A 17,516-nucleotide genomic window follows, 5' to 3' on the forward strand; every position below is an offset into this window, starting at 1 on the left:
AACACGTCTTCTGATTTGCCGGGGTTTTCAGATACCCGCGTACATTCGTCCGGGGTTAAGGACCCGGCCGGGGTCGAAGCTCTCCTTGATGCGGCCCGACAGTGCCAGCAGCGGGCCGGCCGGCGGCTGAAAGACCGGCACCGCGGATCGCAGTTGGCTGCTGCCCCGGATCAGGGTGGCGTGGCCTCCCGAAGCGGCGATCGCGCCGCGAATGGCATCGGCCCCGCCATCTGCGGCTTCAGGCGCGGCGATCCATAACAGGCCCCCGCCCCAGTCGATCAGATACCGCATGTCCGGGATCGCCGCCCGGATCGTATCGAGTATGGCCGGCGCGGCGACGGGCGGCACCGAGACCCGCCAAAGCGCCATCTGCGCCAGTGGCGTGTCGCTGCCAAAAGCCGCCCCGTCGCGGATGCCGCGCCACAGCGTCCGGCTCTCGGCATCGTCGTGGCTGTCGACCCCGCCATACTTGTCCAAAAGTGCGGTCAGGGTACGGGCTCTGTCATCGACGGATGCACTGAATCCTTCGATCCGTATCAACAGCCTGCCGGTATCGCCGATTTCAGATGAATCGGGGCCGAGCGCTGACGGCAGAAAGGCAGCGCCAGTGGGCTCAACGGCCGATCGAAGGGCCACCGTCATCGCCGCGACAGCGTCGGCGGCGGAAAGTCCCGACACCGACAAGGTCCGCACCGCTTCAGAACGGGGCAGCACCTTGAACGTGACATCGGTCAAGACGCCGAGCGTGCCAAACGCCCCGGTCAAAAGCTTGCACAAGTCATAGCCGGTGACATTCTTGACCACGCGGCCGCCGGTCTTGAACACCTCGCCCCGCCCGGACACGGCGTGCAATCCCAGCAGATGGTCGCGGGCGGCGCCAATCTTCATGCGCCGGGGACCGGACAGATTGGCCGCAAATACGCCGCCGATCGTCCCCGCGTTCGGCGTTCCCCCGTATAGCGGACCGTAATCGGCGGGTTCGAATGCCAGTTCCTGGCCTTTGGCATCCAGGGCCGCCTCGATCTCTGCCAGAGGTGTCGCAGCCCGGGCGGACATCACCAGTTCCTCGGGCTCGTAGAGCGAGATCCCGGAGAACTGGCGCGTATCGAGGGTCATCTTCGTCTGGATCGGGCGGCCGAGAGATCGTTTCGTCCCGGCGCCGACCAGTTCCATCGGCGCCTCTTCCGATACCGCCCAGCGCACGGCATCGCGAAGTTGATCCACGGTGGTGGGAGATAAGCGCTCGCCCGCGTCCCGGTCGGTCATCGGTTTCTTTCCATCATGCAAGAATCGTCTGGCGCCCGGCAGGCCACCACTGCGCCTAGAACCGCGGGATGTCGGGGAACGGTATCTGGCCGCGCTGAATGTGCATCCGGCCCATTTCGGCGCAGCGGTGCAATTTCGGGAACATCTTGCCCGGGTTCAGCAGGCCTTCGGGATCGAAGGCACATTTCACCCGCTGCTGGTGGGCCAGATCGACCTCGTCGAACTGCACCTCCATCAAATCGCGCTTTTCCACGCCAACGCCATGCTCGCCGGTCAGAACGCCGCCGACCTCGACGCACAGCCGAAGAATGTCGCTGCCGAAATCTTCCGCCTTTTCCAGTTCGCCAGGCTTGTTGGCATCATACAGGATAAGCGGATGGAGATTGCCGTCACCAGCGTGGAAGACGTTCGCAACGCCCAGGCCGTAGCTTTTTGACAGTTCGGTCATCCTGCCCAGCACTTCGGGCAGGCGTTTGCGCGGAATCGTGCCGTCCATGCAATAGTAATCAGGGCTGATGCGGCCAACAGCGGGAAATGCCGCCTTGCGACCCGACCAGAACGCCATGCGCTCTTCTTCATTCTGGCTGATGCGGCTATAGACGGCGTTGTTGCGCCGGGCGATCGCCTCGACCTTGCCCAGCAGGTCATCGACTTCAACCTCGGGCCCGTCGAGTTCGCAGATCAGCAGGCTCTCGACGTCGCGCGGGTATCCGGCATGGACGAAGTCCTCAGCGGCATGGATGGCCGGCTTGTCCATCATCTCCAGCCCGGCAGGGATGATCCCGTCGGCGATGATGTCGGCCACGCAGTTGCCGCCGGCCTCGACCGTCGGGAACCCCAGCAGCAACGCCCGCTGTGTGGTCGGACGGGGCAGGATGCGCACGGTCACCTCGGTCACCACGCCCAGCAGTCCTTCCGATCCGGTCATCACGCCGAGCAGGTCGAGCCCGCCGGCATCCATATGTTTGCCGCCCAGACGAATGATCTCGCCCTCGATCGTGACCATTTCGATGCCAAGCACATTATTCGTCGTCAGCCCGTATTTCAGGCAATGAACGCCACCGGAGTTTTCCGCAATGTTGCCGCCGATCGAACACGCGATCTGGCTGGACGGATCCGGTGCATAATAAAAGCCGTCTCCCTGCACAGCGGTGGTGATGCCCAGATTGGTGACACCCGGCTGCGCCGTCACGGTGCGATTGTCGTAGTCGATGTCGAGGATGCGGTTGAACTTGCCCAGGCCCAGCAGAATGCCGTCGCGCAGCGGCAGCGCGCCGCCGGACAGCGATGTCCCGGCACCACGGGGGACCACTTTGACTTCGTGGTCGTTGCAGTATTTCAGGATCCGCGCGACCTGATCGGTCGTTTCGGGCAGAACGACGATCAGCGGCAAGGTGCGATACGCGGACAGGCCATCGCACTCATAAGCGCGCATCTCATCATCGTCGACGATCACCCCTTCGCCCGGGACGATCGCCCGCAGCGCGGCAACGATCTCTTCCCGCCGCTGGATCGTCGAAAGATCCGGATCCGGCATGCGCATGGCCTGTGTCTCCGCCGAGTGGTATTACCAATTTGGTGGCTGCATGGTTGGGCACTTACGCAGGCATGTCAACACCAGCCCGTGCGCCCCAACCTCAATCCGTAACCGAAACGCAAATAGGCCTGGCCCCAATTGGGACCAGGCCGATTTGTTCACAGCCGCCGGTTCGCATTCCACGATTACGCACCGGCCGCAACAGGGCCATACGCAAACGCGGAAGGCAAACTCAGCCCTGGCGTGCCTTGAAGCGCGGGTCGTCCTTGTTGATGACGAAGACCCGCCCCTTGCGCCGGATCACGCGGCAGGACTTGTGCCGCTTCTTCAGCGTCTTGAGAGAGTTGGAAACCTTCATGATACCCACCCGAATAAAAATGACCCCCGGATCGGGGGCCGCCTGACATCGAAATCGCACTGAGGGTTAGCGCCCCGGCCTCCGGATGTCAACCTTCCGGCGTAGAAACAGGCTCGCGACTATTCGGGCGGCTCATAACCGCCCGTCACCTCAGCTACTGCGATGATTACCTGATCCGGAAGGCGTCGAAGATGATCCTGATCCTATCGCCATAGTCAGGGTCACCTGGGATATAGGGACGCCGCTCTGATCGGGAGACGAAGGACCAGCGTCCTTCTTGCGACAGCTTTTCGGTGACTGCTTCGAACGCCTCGTCGTGAAGGTCCGTCCGTTGCGAATAGAGGAAGATGCCGCCCGTGCGGACAACACGGCAGATTTCGCGGAAGAACGCCTCGACATCCTTCACGTAGGTCAGCGTTCCGATGCACTGGGCATGAGCGAAGGTATCGTCGCCGAAGGTAAGCGGCTGGCCTAGATCCTGCTTGGCGAGCTTGTCGTAGCACTTCTTCGTCTCGGCCAGGGCGAGGGATTCGGCCGACAAGTCGATGCCCACGAGGCTGTCGAAGCCACGTTCGTAGAGACTGCGTCCGGTCAGCCCCGTCCCGCATCCGGCATCGAGGACCGGCGCATGCCTATCTCTGATGAGAGTCGCCATGTCATCTGCGGCGAACTCATGGGCGCGGTATCCCATTGACAGCAGATCCTCATCGTAACGGACGGCCCAATCATCATAGTGTCCTTCCAGCTGCTCAACATTGGCGTCCTTGAGTTTGTTGATGCTTTTCATGTCCCTGTTCATCACTCCATCCTCGTTTCGTGCTGCGGTTCGGGCTTTCAGGCTCGCCGTGAGCAAACCAGCGCCCCACGTGAACAGACACTCGATCTGTTTTGCCCTTCACTTCCGGAGTCGATCGCACACTGGTGGCCGAAGAACCAGCCGAAGACGACGCGGTGAACATGGACCTCTGTAATGTCGTGAACGGCAATGCGGTCTGGAAATCGTCAAACGCTATGGCGTCCGGACGAGCTTGATCTCGGAAACGTAGCGATCGGCGGGTAGGACGCTGATGGTAATGACGATGGGCTGGTTCGTGGTGTCGATATAGCGGCGCGTCAGTCGCAGGGCGTGGCTATGGGCCTCGGCATCCAGGGTCTCCGCGATCGCCTCCGGCACACCGATCGATTCGATGGTCTGGCGAATCTCCTGAACGCAGACATCGAATTCGTCTTCGATCAGGTTATAGACAAGGCCCGGATAGGTGGGTATTTCGTCGCATATCCGCTTGAAGGCCATATCGATGTAGAGATCTGTCCAGCAGACCGGCAGATCCTTGCCGTTGACCCATCGGCGCTGGCCCATATAGACCCATTTTTTTCCCGGCCGGCCGTCAAGCGCCGGTGCCAGCCGTTCGTCAGCCACGATCTCGCCGATCGACGCGATATCCCGCCAGCTTTCTCCCGCGAACTGCATGATGTCGTTCACGACCACCATGCTGTGCGTATAGCGCTGCCCCCCCTGCACCGCTTTTACCAGCGTCCCGGCACCCCGCCTGCGATTGACCAACCCGGCGGCCTGAAGCCGCTCCAACGCTGCCCGAATGGTCGAACGGCTCACGCCGTATTTTGCCGCCAGTTCCGGTTCGCTCGGCAGCATCGAGCCGACGGGAAAATGAGTGGCTTTTATATCCCGGATGATCGACTGCGCGACGTTTGAATATAAAGTGCTCATCTACCCCAACCCCGGACCACGTCCCGACACGGACATTGCGAGCACGGTACCCACCTGCACGTTGAAATCGCAAGAATCTCAAAATTGAAGCAGAAAACGGTTGCGCTCTTTGTCCGGACAACCATGCTTGACACACTTGTGTGGTTCTGGAATTGTCCGAACATAAAAATTTGTACGGACTTTTTCAAGCGGCCGATTATCGAACGGTCTTCGACTGTCCCCTGGGAAGGAAACTCTGCGCTTATGGACGAACCCAAAAAGAATGGGAGTGGCGCCGCGTCGCCATCGGAAGTCGATCTGATGGATTTCGAATCCCCGATGCGGGATTTGTCTCCGTTTGCCACCACTCTTCTCTTTCTCGCCGCCGTAGGCTACGCCCTGTTTCATATTTTCGTCCTGAATTTCTACCACATGGACGAATGGGTGTTCCGGACGCTCCACGTCAATCTGGGGGCGGCGATCGGCTTTCTGATCTATGTCGGCTGGAAAGGCCAGCGCAAGGATCGGGTTCACCCGCTGGATTTCGTGCTCGTAATCGGCATTCTGGCCGCCGCCGGCTACATCATGTACGAGCATGAAACGCTGATCATGCGCACCGGCGTCATCACGACGCCGCTCGACTTTACCTTCGGCGCCATCGGCACCGTGCTGACGATCGAATTCGCCAGGCGGACGTCTGGCGTCGTGCTGCCGATCCTGGCGCTGCTGTTCGTGGCATATGTTTTCGTCGGACCATGGATGCCGGGAATCCTTCACCACCAGGGATTCAGGACCGCCGACTTCTTCTCGTTCGTCTACAGCCAGGAAGGCATCTTCGGCATCACGACGGCCGCCTCGTCGCGGTACATCATTCTGTTCGTGGCTTTCGCCGTCTTTCTGCAGATCAGCGGGGCGGGATCGTATTTCATGGATCTCGCGTTCGGCGCGTTCGGCTGGGCGCGCGGTGGACCGGGCAAGGTTTCCGTTGTCTCGGGCATTCTTTTCGGCACGGTCAGCGGCAGTTCCGTCGCCAATGTCGTTGCGTCAGGCACCTTCACCATTCCGATGATGCGCCGCGTCGGCTATCAGCGCGAAACCGCAGGGGCGATCGAAGCGACATCCTCAACCGGCGGACAGCTGACACCGCCGATCATGGGCGCCGGCGCCTTCATCATGGCGGAAATTACCGGCATACCCTATACCGACATCATCGTCGCGGCTGTCCTGCCCTGCCTGCTCTTCTATATCGCGGTCTATGCGCATGTCGATATCGACGCGATCAAGAGCAACATTCACGGCCTGCCCCGTTCGGAATTACCGAAACTTGGCCGGCTAGTCCGCGACGTCTTTCTTCTGCTGCCGCTGCTCGTCCTGCTCTATCTGCTGATCTCCGGCTATTCGATCATCGCGTCGGGCACCTGGGGGCTTGCCTGTGCCGTCGTCGTCATGCTGCGCACCCATCTGGAAGTCGACTCCCGGTTCCTGGCCATTCCCCTTGCCGCCTTCCTGCTGCTTCCGCAGTTCGGTTTGCCGGTGAACTATACAGGCACGATCGCAATCACCCTCGGCTTCGTAACGATCCTGGCGGCCGGTTTCGCCAAAAGCGGCATGTCGGGTCTGGGATACGGCGCCCGGGAAACCGCAAAGAGCTGCTACAAGGCACTTGGCCAGACGACGCACTCAAGCCTGCAGATCGTCGCGGTCTGCGCCTGCGCCGGCATCATCGTCGGTGTGCTTGGGCTGACCGGCCTGGGCGGCCGCTTCTCGACCCTGATCCTCGCCATTGCCGGAGAAAGCCACTTCGTCGCGCTGCTCTTTGCCATGCTCATTTCCATCGTCCTGGGAATGGGAATGCCGACGACGGCCGCCTACGCCATCGCCGCATCGGTCGTGGCGCCGGGTCTGCAGCAACTGGGCGTCCCAGCCCTTTCGGCGCATATGTTCGTCTTCTATTACGCCGTTATTTCCGCCATCACGCCGCCGGTCGCCATTGCCGCCTTCGCAGCATCGGCGCTGTCGGGCGGGCGACCATGGCCAACCTCGCTCAAGGCCGTGCGTTTCGGCATTGCGGCGTTCATCGTGCCGTTCTTGTTCTACTACTATCCGGAGATACTGCTCGACGGCGATTTCTGGAGCATCGTCAGGATATTCGTCACGGCCGCGCTGGGCATCCTCATCCTCGCCTATGCCAGCGAAGGTTGGCTGTTCGGGCTGATCGGATGGCCGCTGCGCACATTGCTGGCCGTGATCGCCCTTCTGATGATCCTTGGCGGCCAATATACCGACATCATCGGGTTCGGACTTGCCGGCCTGGTGGTCGCGTGGCGCTTCGTCGCAAGACGGACGGCGCAGGGACACGTCGAAGCGCCGGATCCGCAATAAATCCGGCGCATAACAATGACGCGTGTCTTACTACTGAAACCTGGAGGAAACCAATGAGAACATTAATTTATACCGTATCAGCAGCCGCCTTGATGGCAGCCGGCGCAACGACCGCCTCGGCCCAGGACAACTGGCCGGAATCAATGACGGTCGCCACGGCATCGCCCGGCGGCGTCTATGCGGTCTACGGTCAGGGCATCGCCACGATCGTCAGCGATGCCGTCGGCATCCCGACATCGACGCAGCAAACCCAGGGACCGGGCCAGAACGTCGTGCTGGTCAACAATGGTCAGGCACAGATCGGCATGACGACCATGGGTCCGGCCTGGCAGGGCTGGAACGGCGAACTTGACATGGCGCCGGGAACCGAATTCCGCGAAATGCGGGCGCTTTTCCCGATGTACCGCACGCCGTTCCAGATGATCACGCTCGCCGACACCGGCATTCAGGGGCTTGAGGATCTGGAAGGCCTGACCGTCGGCATGGCGCCGCGCGCCGGTACGGGCGGAACCTATTGGCCGATCTGGCTGGAACAGATGGGCATCAGTGTCGACGCCCAGTTCGGCCCGGCCAGTGACCAGGGTGGCCAGCTCGGCGACCGCCGGCTCGATGCCATCATCATGGCCGGCGGTGTGCCGCACCCGATGATGTCGGAAGTCGAAGCCAGCCACGAGGTCAACATCTTCGGCATGACCCAAGAGCAGATCGACATGATCCTCGAGGCCAACCCGTATGTCGAGCCGTTCGACATCCCTCAGGAGATGTATACCTCGGTCGACGAAGACGTGCCGTCGGTGGCGATGTGGAACATTGCGATCGCCAATCAGGATATGCCGGACGATCTGGCATATGCGATTGTCGAAGCGATCTTCGAGAACCACGACCGTCTCGTCCAGACCCACGCGTCAGCCGTCGAAACGCTGCTTGAGCACGTCGGCAAGAACGAGACCATCCCCTATCACCCCGGCGCGATCCAGTATTTCGAAGATCAGGGCATCGAAGTGCCGGAGATCTCCGAATAAGCAGGCAATCGCCTGATACCGGATCCTGATGATCCGGACCAACGGCCGGGCGGTGTCTCGATCCTCAGCGATCGGGCACCGCCCGCATTCGCAGCAGCGATCACGGGCGATGCTCCCTTGCCGGACATGGCCGATACTGGAGTCAGCATGACGACACGCAAGGTCCAGGGAATCCTTCGTAACGGCACCGTGGTCGATCCCGTCAACGGCATCAATCGCACCGCCGATCTGGTTTTCGACGACGGCCGGATTGTCGAGCGCGATCCGTCAGAATCGATCAGCGCCACGCACGACATCGACGCGGCCGGACTGCTGGTGGTGCCGGGCATCATCGATATTCACGTTCACGCCTCGCCATGGCTGGGCGGCCGCCACGCCCACCGGATGCTGGCATCGGCCGGTATAACGACGGCATTGGAAATGGCCGGTCCGATCGACGGCATGGTCGATTTCGCCGGCAAATTCGGCGCCGGTTTGAACATGGCGTGCATCAATTATGTTCGCCCGGGCCATACCGTGCGCGACACCGACCCCGGCGAAGACGAACTGCGCGACCTGCTGGCATCCAGTCTGGACAGCGGCGCCATCGGGCTGAAACTGCTGGGCGGTCACTTCCCCCTGACGCCGGACGCCTCAGCGGCGACGATCAAGGTCGCGGCGGAAGCCGGCGCCTATGTCGCCTTTCACGCCGGCACGCTGGAGTCGGGCTCGCACATCGACGGAATGCTGGAAGCCTGCGCATTGGCCGCCGGAAATCCGCTGCACTTGCCGCATATCAACAGCTATACGCGCGGCCAGAAGCGCGACGCCATGGCCGAGGGCGAGCTTGCACTGACGACGCTGTTGCAGCATCCGAACATCTGGTCGGAGTCCTATCTCTCGCCCATCAACGCCACCAGCGCGAAATGCAGCAATGGCGCCCCGGAAAGCCTGACCACGCGGACCTGGCTCGAAAAGGGAGGCTATGCGCCCGACGAAGCGGGACTGGAGACCGCCCTGCGCAACGGCTGGGCCCAGCTGAACCTGGAGACAGACGACGCCGTCGTGCTGGCCACAGGCGACGATGCGGTCGCGGCCTGGCGCGCCGCAGACACCAAACTCGGCGTCAGTTTCGCCGTCAATCCCAGCGAACCGCGTCTGAGACTGGCCACCGCCCGCGACCCGGACCGCGGTTTCGTGGTCGATGCGCTGGCCACGGACGGCGGCGGCATTCCTCGCAACGTCATCATCGACATGGGCCTGTCGCTGGTTCGCCTTGAAGCCATCAGCATCGACGATTTCGTGATCAAATCCAGCGCCACACCCGCCCGGATTCTGGGCTTGCCGGACAAGGGCCATCTCGGGGCCGGCGCCGATGCCGACATCACGATCATCGATTTCGACCGCCAGCGTCCGGTGTCCAGTTTCGTCGGCGGCGAGCCGGTCCTTCTCGACGGCAAGATCGTCGGAAAGGGCACCCGCCTGATAACGACGCCCCGGGGCCGGAAGGTCGTGAGCGAACGCGGCATTGAAGGGCCGATCGTCCCGCTCGGCACGATGCTCCCGAAAAGAAGGACGGCAACCGCATGACATCCGGTTATACCTCGACACTCGAACGGCCCGACGGCGGCGTCCTGACCTATGACGTGGTCGGCGACGGACCGCCGCTGGTGCTGATTTCCGGACTTGGCGGCACCTCGGCATTCTGGAAGCCGTTCTCGGCCCATTTGTCGGATCGGTTCACGGTACTCAGTTTCGACCAGCCGGGCATTGCACGAAGCAGGCGCGGCAAGGCGGCATGCACCATCGCGCAGTTCGCCAACGATGTACTGGCCCTGATGGACCATGTATTTCCCGGCCAGACCGCGACCGTCATGGGCCACTCCATGGGCGGCGCCGTCGCGCAGACTCTGGCCGCAACCCAACCGGCCCGGATCGCCAGGCTGATCCTCAGCGGCACCTGGCTGGAAACCGACGCCTATATGCGAGCCCAGTTCGAGTTCCGACGCGCCCTGCTCGACCGGGCGCCGGAACTGCATGCCGGATTTCAACGCCTGCTTTCCCGCTCTCCCGACCGCGATGGAACCGGCGTCGGGGCCGGCGCCTGGGACGGGTTGATCGAGCCGAACCACGGCATGACCGCCGCCGCCGTCGCGACCTATAACGAGCGCGTCGCGGCCATACTGGACTTTTCCGGCAAGACCCTGGCGCCACGCCTGACGATGCCATGCCTCGTTCTGGGGGTTCGCGACGATCAGGTCGTGCCGTTCCATCACCAGCGCGACGTGCATGCCGCCATCCCCGGCAGCACACTGTCAACGCTGGATTATGGCGGGCACTTCTATCCCAACGCCCGGCCCGACGCGACAGCCGGACTGGTGCTGGAGTGGCTGGATAGTCTCTGAAGCATAGAGCCGACCGTCAGATCGGGGATTGCCCATCGCCGGAAGACTCGCGAACCACCAGTTCCGTCGGCAATACGATTTCACGGCCCGGACCGGTGCGTCGCTGCGATGATGACAGCGTCTCAAGCAGCAGTTCGGCCGCCCGGCGCCCCCAGGCCGGAACATTCCAGCGGATCGCGGTTACCGACGGTGTCGCCAGTTCGGCCAGTTCGGAATCGCAGCCGGCGACCACGGCGACATCCCGCCCGACCTGCAACCCGCGTTGGCGCACACCGCGCAGCACGGCCGGCAGCAACGCCATGCCGCCGGCGATGATCGCGGTTGGCGGTGGAGTGGCATCCAGCATGCCAAGGACGCGGTGGAGCGACTGGTCGGCATAGAAGCTGTCCGCCGCGATCAGTGTTCGATCGATCGGCAAGCCATGGTCGGCCAGCGATGCCTCGTACGCGGCCAACCGCTGGCGGGCCGGGCGCATCGACGGACGGCCCGTGACCAGCGCGATGCGGCGATGCCCGCCGTCTACCAGATGGTCGATAGCCGCACGCATCCCGGCGGCATGGTCGAGCACCACGGAATCCGCCCCGTGTTCGGCGTCGCGGTCGATATAGACCACCGGAATGCCGAGTTTCGCCAGCGCCGCGCCGACCGCCGGGTCGCTATCGTCGCTGCGCGTCATCAGCAATCCGTCGACCCGCCGGCGGCCCAGCACCTTGATCAGATCGAGTTCCTGGGCGGTGTCCTCGTCGGTGTTCGCCAGCATCAGTGTGTACCCGGCGTCGCGCATGACCGCTTCGGCCGCACGGGTAAAGGTGGCGAATTCCGGGATCGAGCTGTCGCGGACGGCACAGGCGATCGTCCGGGTCGAACGGGTGCGCATCGCCTGCGCCGTGGCGTCGGGCTGATAACCGAGATCGGCCATCGCCTTTTCCACCCGCGCCCGCAAACCAGGCCCGACCTGAGGGTGGCCGTGGACGACGCGCGAGACCGTGGCAATCGCGACCCCGGCCTCGGCCGCGACATCCCGGATCGTTACGGCCGGCAAGGAAAAATCCCCCTGCCCCGGACGCGCTGCGGCACGCAGTGACGCAGGCCAGCGCCGGGGCCCACACTGTCAACGCTCTCGCGGCACGTGTGGACCTCGGACAGCGCTTCGCGCTTCCAGGGAAGAAATTTTGGCACCCCCGCCGTCATGACGCCGTCAGCGGCAGGTCGCGCAGCGATGCGACATCCTTCAGATCGATCAGCCGGGCAAAGGCTGTTTCCGCCTGATCGTCCGGCAGGCGGCCCCGGCAGCAATCCCGGAACTTCGCCTGCAATTCCGCGCGCGTCAGCGGGTTGTCCCAGCTTCCACGGGCGTGGGCGACCGGCGGATGCGCGATCACACTGCCGTCAGTCAGGCGGACACTGACCGTATCCGCCGGCGCAAACGGCATGCTGACCATGGTCTCGTCGGTCGTCGTACAGGTGACCTTCTTCATCGCGTCGACAACATCGCCACGGCTGACGAATTCGTCGGTCAGTTCGGCCAGCCCGACCCGGCCGGCGACCAGCGACGACGCCATGGCGAATTCCAGCGAGAACTTCGCTTCCAGCCCGGTTTTGGGGGAATGGTTGCGCAGCATCAGCCGCGCGGTCGTTCCCATATGCACCATCACCTCCGACACGTCGGCCGGTGTCAGGGAGTGGCTTTCGACCAGCGCCAGCATGGCATCGATCGACCGATGGGTGGCATAGCAGATCGGATAGCGTTTGACGTTGATGCCCTCGCGCAGCATGCGCCAGGTCTTGCCCAGCTGCCAATCGCCCCGCTCGACATCCGGATTGCCGCTGGCGGAATGCGCCCGCATGAAGCCGGTGCGATGTTCCAGCACATCCGGCGATCCGGTAAAGCCCGACGCCGCCAGCCGCGCGGCGATGACCCCGGACTGCGCCGCCCGGCCGGCATGCAGCGACTTGGTCATGGTCCCGAAATTGGCCACCACACCCGATGCCAGCGACGCCGCGATGGCAATGGCATCCGCCGTTTGTTCCGCCGACAGCCGGTGCAGGCGGGCACACGCCGCCGCCACAGCCAGGGTGCCGGTCACCGCCGTGGGATGAAATCCGCGATCGTGCAGATGGCCGGGTTCCAGCTCGTCCAGCAGCGCCCAGGCTTCGTAACCGGCCGCATAGGCGGCCAGCGCGTCGCCGCCACTGGCGTTCAGATGCCAACCCTCGGCCAGGATCGCCGGTGTCAGGACGACACTGGTATGCCCATCGATGCCGACATCGTCGAAGTCGAGGACATGACCCGCGACCCCGTTCACAAGTGCGGCATCCGCCGGCGCCAGCCGCCGCCCCGACGGGATGGCCGGGGCAACATCGTCGCCGGACCCTTCCTGGACCGTGGCGCCGACCAGACCCACAGCGGTCTCGTCGCAACCGGCGATCATGACGCCGACGCAATCGGTCATACCGGTGCTGGCGGTCTCGATACAGCGGTCCGGCAGATCGGCCGGATCGAGCGCCGAGACGAAGGCCGCGATGTCTTGTGTCAAACCGCCCATGGGTTGCTCCTTTGCAGACTGGATGAACGCCCCATCGCTCAGTACGAGCGTGGCAGGCCCAGAACCTTGGTGCCGACATAGGCAAGCACCATGTTGGTCGAGATCGGCGCGGTCTGATAGAGGCGTGTCTCGCGCCATTTGCGTTCGATATCGTATTCCTGGGCAAAGGCGAAACCGCCAAAGGTCTGCATCGCGGCCTCGGCGGCGTTCCACGCGGCCTCGGATGCCAGCAGCTTGGCGATGTTGGCGTCCGCACCGCAATCCGCGCCGGCCTGGAACAGCCCGGCGGCCCGGCGGCACATCATGTCGGCCGCCTGCAATTCGGCGTGGCAGCGGGCAAGCGGAAACTGAATGCCCTGATTGGCGCCGATCGGGCGGCCGAAAACCTCGCGGCTGCCGGCATATTCCGTGGCCTTGTTCAGCAGCCAGCGGCCGTCGCCCAGGGCTTCGGTGGCGACCAGAATGCGCTCGGCATTCATGCCGTCGAGAATATAGCCGAACCCCTTGCCCTCTTCACCGATCAGGCTGTCCGCCGGTATCTCCAGATCGTCGAAGAAGATCTCGGTCGTGTTGTGATTGATCATCGCCTTGATGGGCTCGATGCGCATGCCCTTGCCAACGGCTTCGCGCATGTCGACCAGGAAGACCGACAGCCCCTCGGTCTTGCGGCGCACCTCTTCCAACGGCGTCGTGCGGGCGAGCAGCAGCATCATGTCGGAATGAAGCGCGCGTGACGTCCACACCTTCTGGCCGTTGATGACATAGACATCGCCCCGCCGCTCGGCGCGTGTCTTCAGCTTGGTCGTGTCCGACCCGGTGTTTGGCTCGGTCACCGCAAAGGCCTGCAGACGAAGGTCGCCCGACGCGATCGACGGCAAATAGGCCTGTTTTTGCGCCTCGCTGCCGTGGCGCAGCAGCGTGCCCATGATATACATCTGGGCATGAGCCGGGCTGGCGGTGCAGCCGCTGGCATTGATTTCTTCCAGGATCACGGCGGCGGCCCGCAGCGGCAGCCCCGCGCCGCCATAGGCTTCCGGTATCAGAGCGGCCAGAAACCCGCCCCTGGTCAGTTCATCGACGAATTCGGTGGGATACCCCCGCCGGTCGTCGAGATCGCGCCAGTAGGTCGCCGGATACTGCGCGCAGATCCGCCGGACGGACTCGCGCAGTTCGGCATAATCCTCGCCCAGCTCGACCGACACGCCGTCGGCCGTTCCACGCTTTTGGGTATTCGTCATCATTGTCTTCCCGGTTTGCCGCCCGTTGCCGGCGCCGAATTGGCGCGGCGGGCGGCGCAGGTTCAAGCCACCAGATCGATCGGCTGGCGAAAGGATTTCGGCAGGCCGGCACGCTCCATGGCCCCGGCGAACCGCTCGCCCGGCAGCCATGTCTCGACCTCGCGCCGCCACGAAACCAGTGCCTCGATATCGAGACCGGTGTCGAAGCCCATGGATTCCAGAAGGAAGGCGCAATCTTCGGTGTTGATGTTGCCGGTCGCGCCCGGCGCAAACGGACAGCCGCCCAATCCGCCAAGCGAGGCATCGAACCGGCGCACGCCGGCATCCAGCGCGCCGACGACATTGGCCAGCCCCAGCCCGCGCGTGTCGTGGAAATGCGCGGCCACAGGGACCGACCCGGCGACCTTGACGATGGCACCGAGAATGCGCCGCACCTGGGCCGGATTGCCATAACCGACGGTATCGGCCACGATCAGTTCGTCGGCTCCCATCTCCAGCAGCGTCTCGGCCAGCTTCAGCACCCGCTTTTCCGATACCGCGCCGGAGATCGTGCAGCCGAACGCCGTGGCGATGCCGGCGGCGACGCGAACGCTGCCGGCAGCCTGCTGATCACGCAGACTTACGATGCGGCCGAAATCCTCCACCGAGTCCGCCACGCTGCGCCGAACATTGGCGAGGTTATGCTCTTCGCTGACCGACATGACATAGTTGATCTTGGGCATGCCAAGCGCCATCGCCCGCTCCGCCCCCTTCAGATTCGGCACCAGAGCGGCCGGAACGAAGCTGCCGTTTCTGGCCTCGTCCAACGCCAGCGCGCCCTTGGCCACGTCTTCGGCATCGGCGAATTGCGGGACGATCTTCGCCGGCACGAAGGACGTGATCTCCGCCTCCTGGATGCCGGCGGCGACCGAGGCCCGGCACCAGGCCAGCTTCCTGTCAGTCGCCACGAAGTCCTTGACGAGTTGCAGGCCGTCGCGCAGCCCCACTTCGCGGATATAGGCTTTTTCCGTCATCGTCATGTCCTCTTAATGGCCCCGGTTAATTGCCCCGGAAGACCGGCTTGCGCTTTTCGTTGAAGGCCAGAATGCCTTCCTGGCGATCCTTCGTCGGCACCGTGCGGTTATAGGCCTCGATCTCGAAGGCCAGACCGTCGGCAAGCGACATTTGCATACCCCTGCGGATCGCCTGTTTGGCCTGACGGATCGATACCGGCGCATTGCCGGCGATGCGCGCAGCAGTCGCGACAACGTCGTTTGCCAGATCGGCCGGTGCCGACACGGTATTGACCAGCCCCCATTCCTTTGCCTCGGCGGCGGTAAAGGGCGTGCCGGTCAGAATGATCTCCATCGCGCGGCGTTGACCGACAGCGCGCGGCAGGTTCTGCGTGCCCCCGGCACCGGGAATGATCCCCAGCGTCACCTCGGTCAGCGCGAAACGGGCCGTATCGGCGGCATAGACAAAGTCCATGGCCGCCGCGATCTCGCAGCCGCCGCCATAGGCCGCGCCGTTGACCGCCCCGATCAGCGGCAGCGGACATCCGATCAGCGCCCGCACCATGCGTTCGAAAACCAGGTGCTGCGCGCCCCAGGTTTCGTCCGACATGCCCTTGCGTTCTTTCAGGTCGCCGCCGGCGCAAAACGCCTTCTCGCCAGCGCCGGTCAGGATCACACAGCGATAGCCCTCGACATCAACCGACAGCCTTTCGAACACGGCGGTCAGGTCGTGGCCCATCTGCGTGTTCATGGCATTGGCGGCCTGGGGACGGTTCAGGGTCACGCGCAACACGTATTCGGCGGGGGAATCCAGGGTCAGCGTTTCGAACGCTGTATCAATCAAAGTCGCGGGGAGAGTCACGAGACTGCAATCCTTAGCTGTTGTGTTCGCCGAGCGTCGGCGCACGGCGGCGGGCGCGTGGGCGGGTGCCGTCGAAGCTCAAAGGCAGGCCGGGGAGCGGCAGGGTGTCGCCATCGGTCGGCGCCATGATCCCCAGTGCCTTGGTGTGGGGATGCTCCATAACCGCATCGACGGTCTGAATTGGGGCGTTCGGAACACCGGCCGCATCGAGGATTGCCATCAGTTCGTCAAGCTCGAAGCCTGCAGCGGTGCGTGACAGTTCGGCAATCAGCCGATCGCGGCCCGCCACCCGGCCGGAATTGGTGGCGTAGCCCGGCTCGGCTGCCAGATCGTCGCGCCCGATCGCCCGGCACAGTTTTCCGAAAAGGCCGTCGTTGCCGGCGGCGATCATCAGCCAGCCATTCTTCGTGGCAAAGGCCTCGTAGGGCACGATTTCCGCAATGCCGGAGCCATGCGGCCGCCGCACCTCGCCGGACGCGGCATAACCGGCCAGATGAACGTTCATCCAGGCAATGCCCGTCTCGTAAAGCGAGGTTGAAACCGTGCCGCCGGCACTGTCGCCCGGTGCCGCTTTGCCGTCGCGCGCCGCCAGCTTGGCCAGGATGCCGATCACCGCCCACATGCCGGAGCCCATATCCATCATCGACACGCCGACGCGCACCGGCGGACGCCCGCCCTCGCCCGTCACGCTCATCACGCCGGCAAAGGCCTGCACCAGCGGGTCATAGCCAGGCTTGTTGCCCAGCGGCCCGTTGCCGAACGCGCCGATGTCGCAACTGATCAGTGCCGGTTTGTCCTTTTGCAGGCTGTCGCCGTCCAGGCCATATTTCGCCAACACGCCGGCGCGCATATTCTGGATGACGATATCGCCCTCGGCGATGATCCGCTGACGCAGGGCCGCGCGCTGGCCTTCGTCGGCGAGATCGACGGCGATGCCTTCCTTGCCCCGGTTCAGGCCGTGAAAACACGCCGCATCCTCGCCCCAGAACGGGGGGCCCCAGCCGCGCGCATAGTCACCGCCGGTCGGATTTTCGACCTTGATGACCCGCGCGCCCAGATCCGCCAGGATCAGCCCGGCAAATGGCGCGGCCACGCTGTGACCGAATTCGAATACGGTGATTCCGTCCAGGGGGGGAGTCTCTCCCGGCATTGACACGCTTCCTCGCTGTTATGGCGGCGAAGCTATCCGGCGGCCGGGCGGACTGTCAAGAAAACGTTTTC

15 protein-coding genes are annotated in these 17,516 nt (G+C 63.7%); 4 read left to right on the top strand and 11 right to left on the bottom strand.

Annotated elements, in window-relative coordinates:
• Positions 1-27: 27 nt before the first annotated feature.
• From glcE to ABZ728_RS10720, 5 genes are all read right to left on the bottom strand, one after another.
• A complete protein-coding gene (gene glcE / locus ABZ728_RS10700; protein ID WP_366656092.1) occupies positions 28-1,266 on the bottom strand; it encodes a glycolate oxidase subunit GlcE in 1,239 nt (412 codons plus the stop codon).
• A 55-nt stretch (positions 1,267-1,321) separates the two neighbouring features.
• Positions 1,322-2,809, bottom strand: a complete 1,488-nt coding sequence (locus ABZ728_RS10705; protein ID WP_366656093.1) for an FAD-linked oxidase C-terminal domain-containing protein — start codon at positions 2,807-2,809, stop codon at positions 1,322-1,324.
• A gap of 226 nt (positions 2,810-3,035) precedes the next feature.
• A complete protein-coding gene (gene ykgO / locus ABZ728_RS10710) occupies positions 3,036-3,161 on the bottom strand; it encodes a type B 50S ribosomal protein L36 (RefSeq protein WP_366656094.1) in 126 nt (41 codons plus the stop codon).
• Between the two features lie 166 nt (positions 3,162-3,327).
• Positions 3,328-3,948 (bottom strand): class I SAM-dependent methyltransferase, encoded by a 621-nt coding sequence (locus tag ABZ728_RS10715; protein WP_366656095.1) that lies wholly within the window; start codon positions 3,946-3,948, stop codon positions 3,328-3,330.
• 222 nt (positions 3,949-4,170) lie between these two features.
• Positions 4,171-4,890: a GntR family transcriptional regulator gene (locus ABZ728_RS10720; protein WP_366656096.1), complete on the bottom strand. Its 720-nt coding sequence runs from the start codon at positions 4,888-4,890 to the stop codon at positions 4,171-4,173.
• 243 nt (positions 4,891-5,133) lie between these two features.
• On the opposite strand from ABZ728_RS10720, the gene ABZ728_RS10725 reads away from it, so the two are divergent.
• The 4 genes from ABZ728_RS10725 (at position 5,134) to ABZ728_RS10740 (ending at position 10,657) form a co-directional block, all read left to right on the top strand.
• Complete coding sequence (locus ABZ728_RS10725; protein WP_366656097.1) at positions 5,134-7,251, top strand: TRAP transporter fused permease subunit; 2,118 nt, start codon at positions 5,134-5,136, stop codon at positions 7,249-7,251.
• Between the two features lie 53 nt (positions 7,252-7,304).
• Complete coding sequence (locus ABZ728_RS10730; RefSeq protein WP_366656098.1) at positions 7,305-8,273, top strand: TAXI family TRAP transporter solute-binding subunit; 969 nt, start codon at positions 7,305-7,307, stop codon at positions 8,271-8,273.
• 147 nt (positions 8,274-8,420) lie between these two features.
• A complete protein-coding gene (locus ABZ728_RS10735; protein ID WP_366656099.1) occupies positions 8,421-9,842 on the top strand; it encodes an amidohydrolase family protein in 1,422 nt (473 codons plus the stop codon).
• Entirely contained in the window at positions 9,839-10,657 is an 819-nt protein-coding gene (locus ABZ728_RS10740; protein ID WP_366656100.1) for an alpha/beta hydrolase, read from the top strand. Before ABZ728_RS10735 ends, ABZ728_RS10740 begins: the two co-directional genes overlap by 4 nt.
• Positions 10,658-10,673: 16 nt before the next feature.
• Here the strand turns inward: ABZ728_RS10740 and ABZ728_RS10745 are convergent, their stop codons facing one another.
• The 6 genes from ABZ728_RS10745 to ABZ728_RS10770 form a co-directional block, all read right to left on the bottom strand.
• Positions 10,674-11,699 carry a substrate-binding domain-containing protein gene (locus ABZ728_RS10745; protein WP_366656101.1) on the bottom strand — a complete coding sequence of 342 codons (1,026 nt, stop codon included), beginning with the start codon at positions 11,697-11,699 and terminating at the stop codon, positions 10,674-10,676.
• A 145-nt stretch (positions 11,700-11,844) separates the two neighbouring features.
• On the bottom strand, positions 11,845-13,203 hold the full coding sequence (locus ABZ728_RS10750; protein ID WP_366656102.1) for an MmgE/PrpD family protein: 1,359 nt from the start codon (positions 13,201-13,203) through the stop codon (positions 11,845-11,847).
• A gap of 38 nt (positions 13,204-13,241) precedes the next feature.
• Positions 13,242-14,441, bottom strand: a complete 1,200-nt coding sequence (locus ABZ728_RS10755) for an acyl-CoA dehydrogenase family protein (protein WP_366656103.1) — start codon at positions 14,439-14,441, stop codon at positions 13,242-13,244.
• Between the two features lie 62 nt (positions 14,442-14,503).
• Positions 14,504-15,454, bottom strand: coding sequence for a hydroxymethylglutaryl-CoA lyase (locus ABZ728_RS10760; RefSeq protein ID WP_366656104.1), 951 nt, complete (start codon positions 15,452-15,454; stop codon positions 14,504-14,506).
• Between the two features lie 25 nt (positions 15,455-15,479).
• The gene (locus tag ABZ728_RS10765; RefSeq protein ID WP_366656105.1) at positions 15,480-16,295 is read right to left on the bottom strand and encodes an enoyl-CoA hydratase-related protein; all 816 of its coding nucleotides are present in this window, start codon (positions 16,293-16,295) and stop codon (positions 15,480-15,482) included.
• 13 nt (positions 16,296-16,308) lie between these two features.
• Entirely contained in the window at positions 16,309-17,445 is a 1,137-nt protein-coding gene (locus ABZ728_RS10770; protein WP_366656106.1) for a CoA transferase, read from the bottom strand.
• Positions 17,446-17,516: the final 71 nt, after the last annotated feature.

Origin of the sequence: Fodinicurvata sp. EGI_FJ10296 (assembly GCF_040712075.1) — a bacterium.
GTDB lineage: Bacteria > Pseudomonadota > Alphaproteobacteria > DSM-16000 > Inquilinaceae > JBFCVL01.

Bases quoted from the DNA above. Each gene is read 5' to 3' on its own strand.
- ABZ728_RS10715 (WP_366656095.1), bottom strand. From the start codon at position 3,948: ATGAAAAGCATCAACAAACTCAAGGACGCCAATGTTGAGCAGCTGGAA.
- ykgO (WP_366656094.1), bottom strand. From the start codon at position 3,161: ATGAAGGTTTCCAACTCTCTCAAGACGCTGAAGAAGCGGCACAAGTCC.
- glcE (WP_366656092.1), bottom strand. From the start codon at position 1,266: ATGACCGACCGGGACGCGGGCGAGCGCTTATCTCCCACCACCGTGGAT.
- ABZ728_RS10740 (WP_366656100.1), top strand. From the start codon at position 9,839: ATGACATCCGGTTATACCTCGACACTCGAACGGCCCGACGGCGGCGTC.
- ABZ728_RS10705 (WP_366656093.1), bottom strand. From the start codon at position 2,809: ATGCGCATGCCGGATCCGGATCTTTCGACGATCCAGCGGCGGGAAGAG.
- ABZ728_RS10735 (WP_366656099.1), top strand. From the start codon at position 8,421: ATGACGACACGCAAGGTCCAGGGAATCCTTCGTAACGGCACCGTGGTC.
- ABZ728_RS10750 (WP_366656102.1), bottom strand. From the start codon at position 13,203: ATGGGCGGTTTGACACAAGACATCGCGGCCTTCGTCTCGGCGCTCGAT.
- ABZ728_RS10760 (WP_366656104.1), bottom strand. From the start codon at position 15,454: ATGACGGAAAAAGCCTATATCCGCGAAGTGGGGCTGCGCGACGGCCTG.
- ABZ728_RS10730 (WP_366656098.1), top strand. From the start codon at position 7,305: ATGAGAACATTAATTTATACCGTATCAGCAGCCGCCTTGATGGCAGCC.
- ABZ728_RS10755 (WP_366656103.1), bottom strand. From the start codon at position 14,441: ATGACGAATACCCAAAAGCGTGGAACGGCCGACGGCGTGTCGGTCGAG.
- ABZ728_RS10770 (WP_366656106.1), bottom strand. From the start codon at position 17,445: ATGCCGGGAGAGACTCCCCCCCTGGACGGAATCACCGTATTCGAATTC.
- ABZ728_RS10720 (WP_366656096.1), bottom strand. From the start codon at position 4,890: ATGAGCACTTTATATTCAAACGTCGCGCAGTCGATCATCCGGGATATA.
- ABZ728_RS10725 (WP_366656097.1), top strand. From the start codon at position 5,134: ATGGACGAACCCAAAAAGAATGGGAGTGGCGCCGCGTCGCCATCGGAA.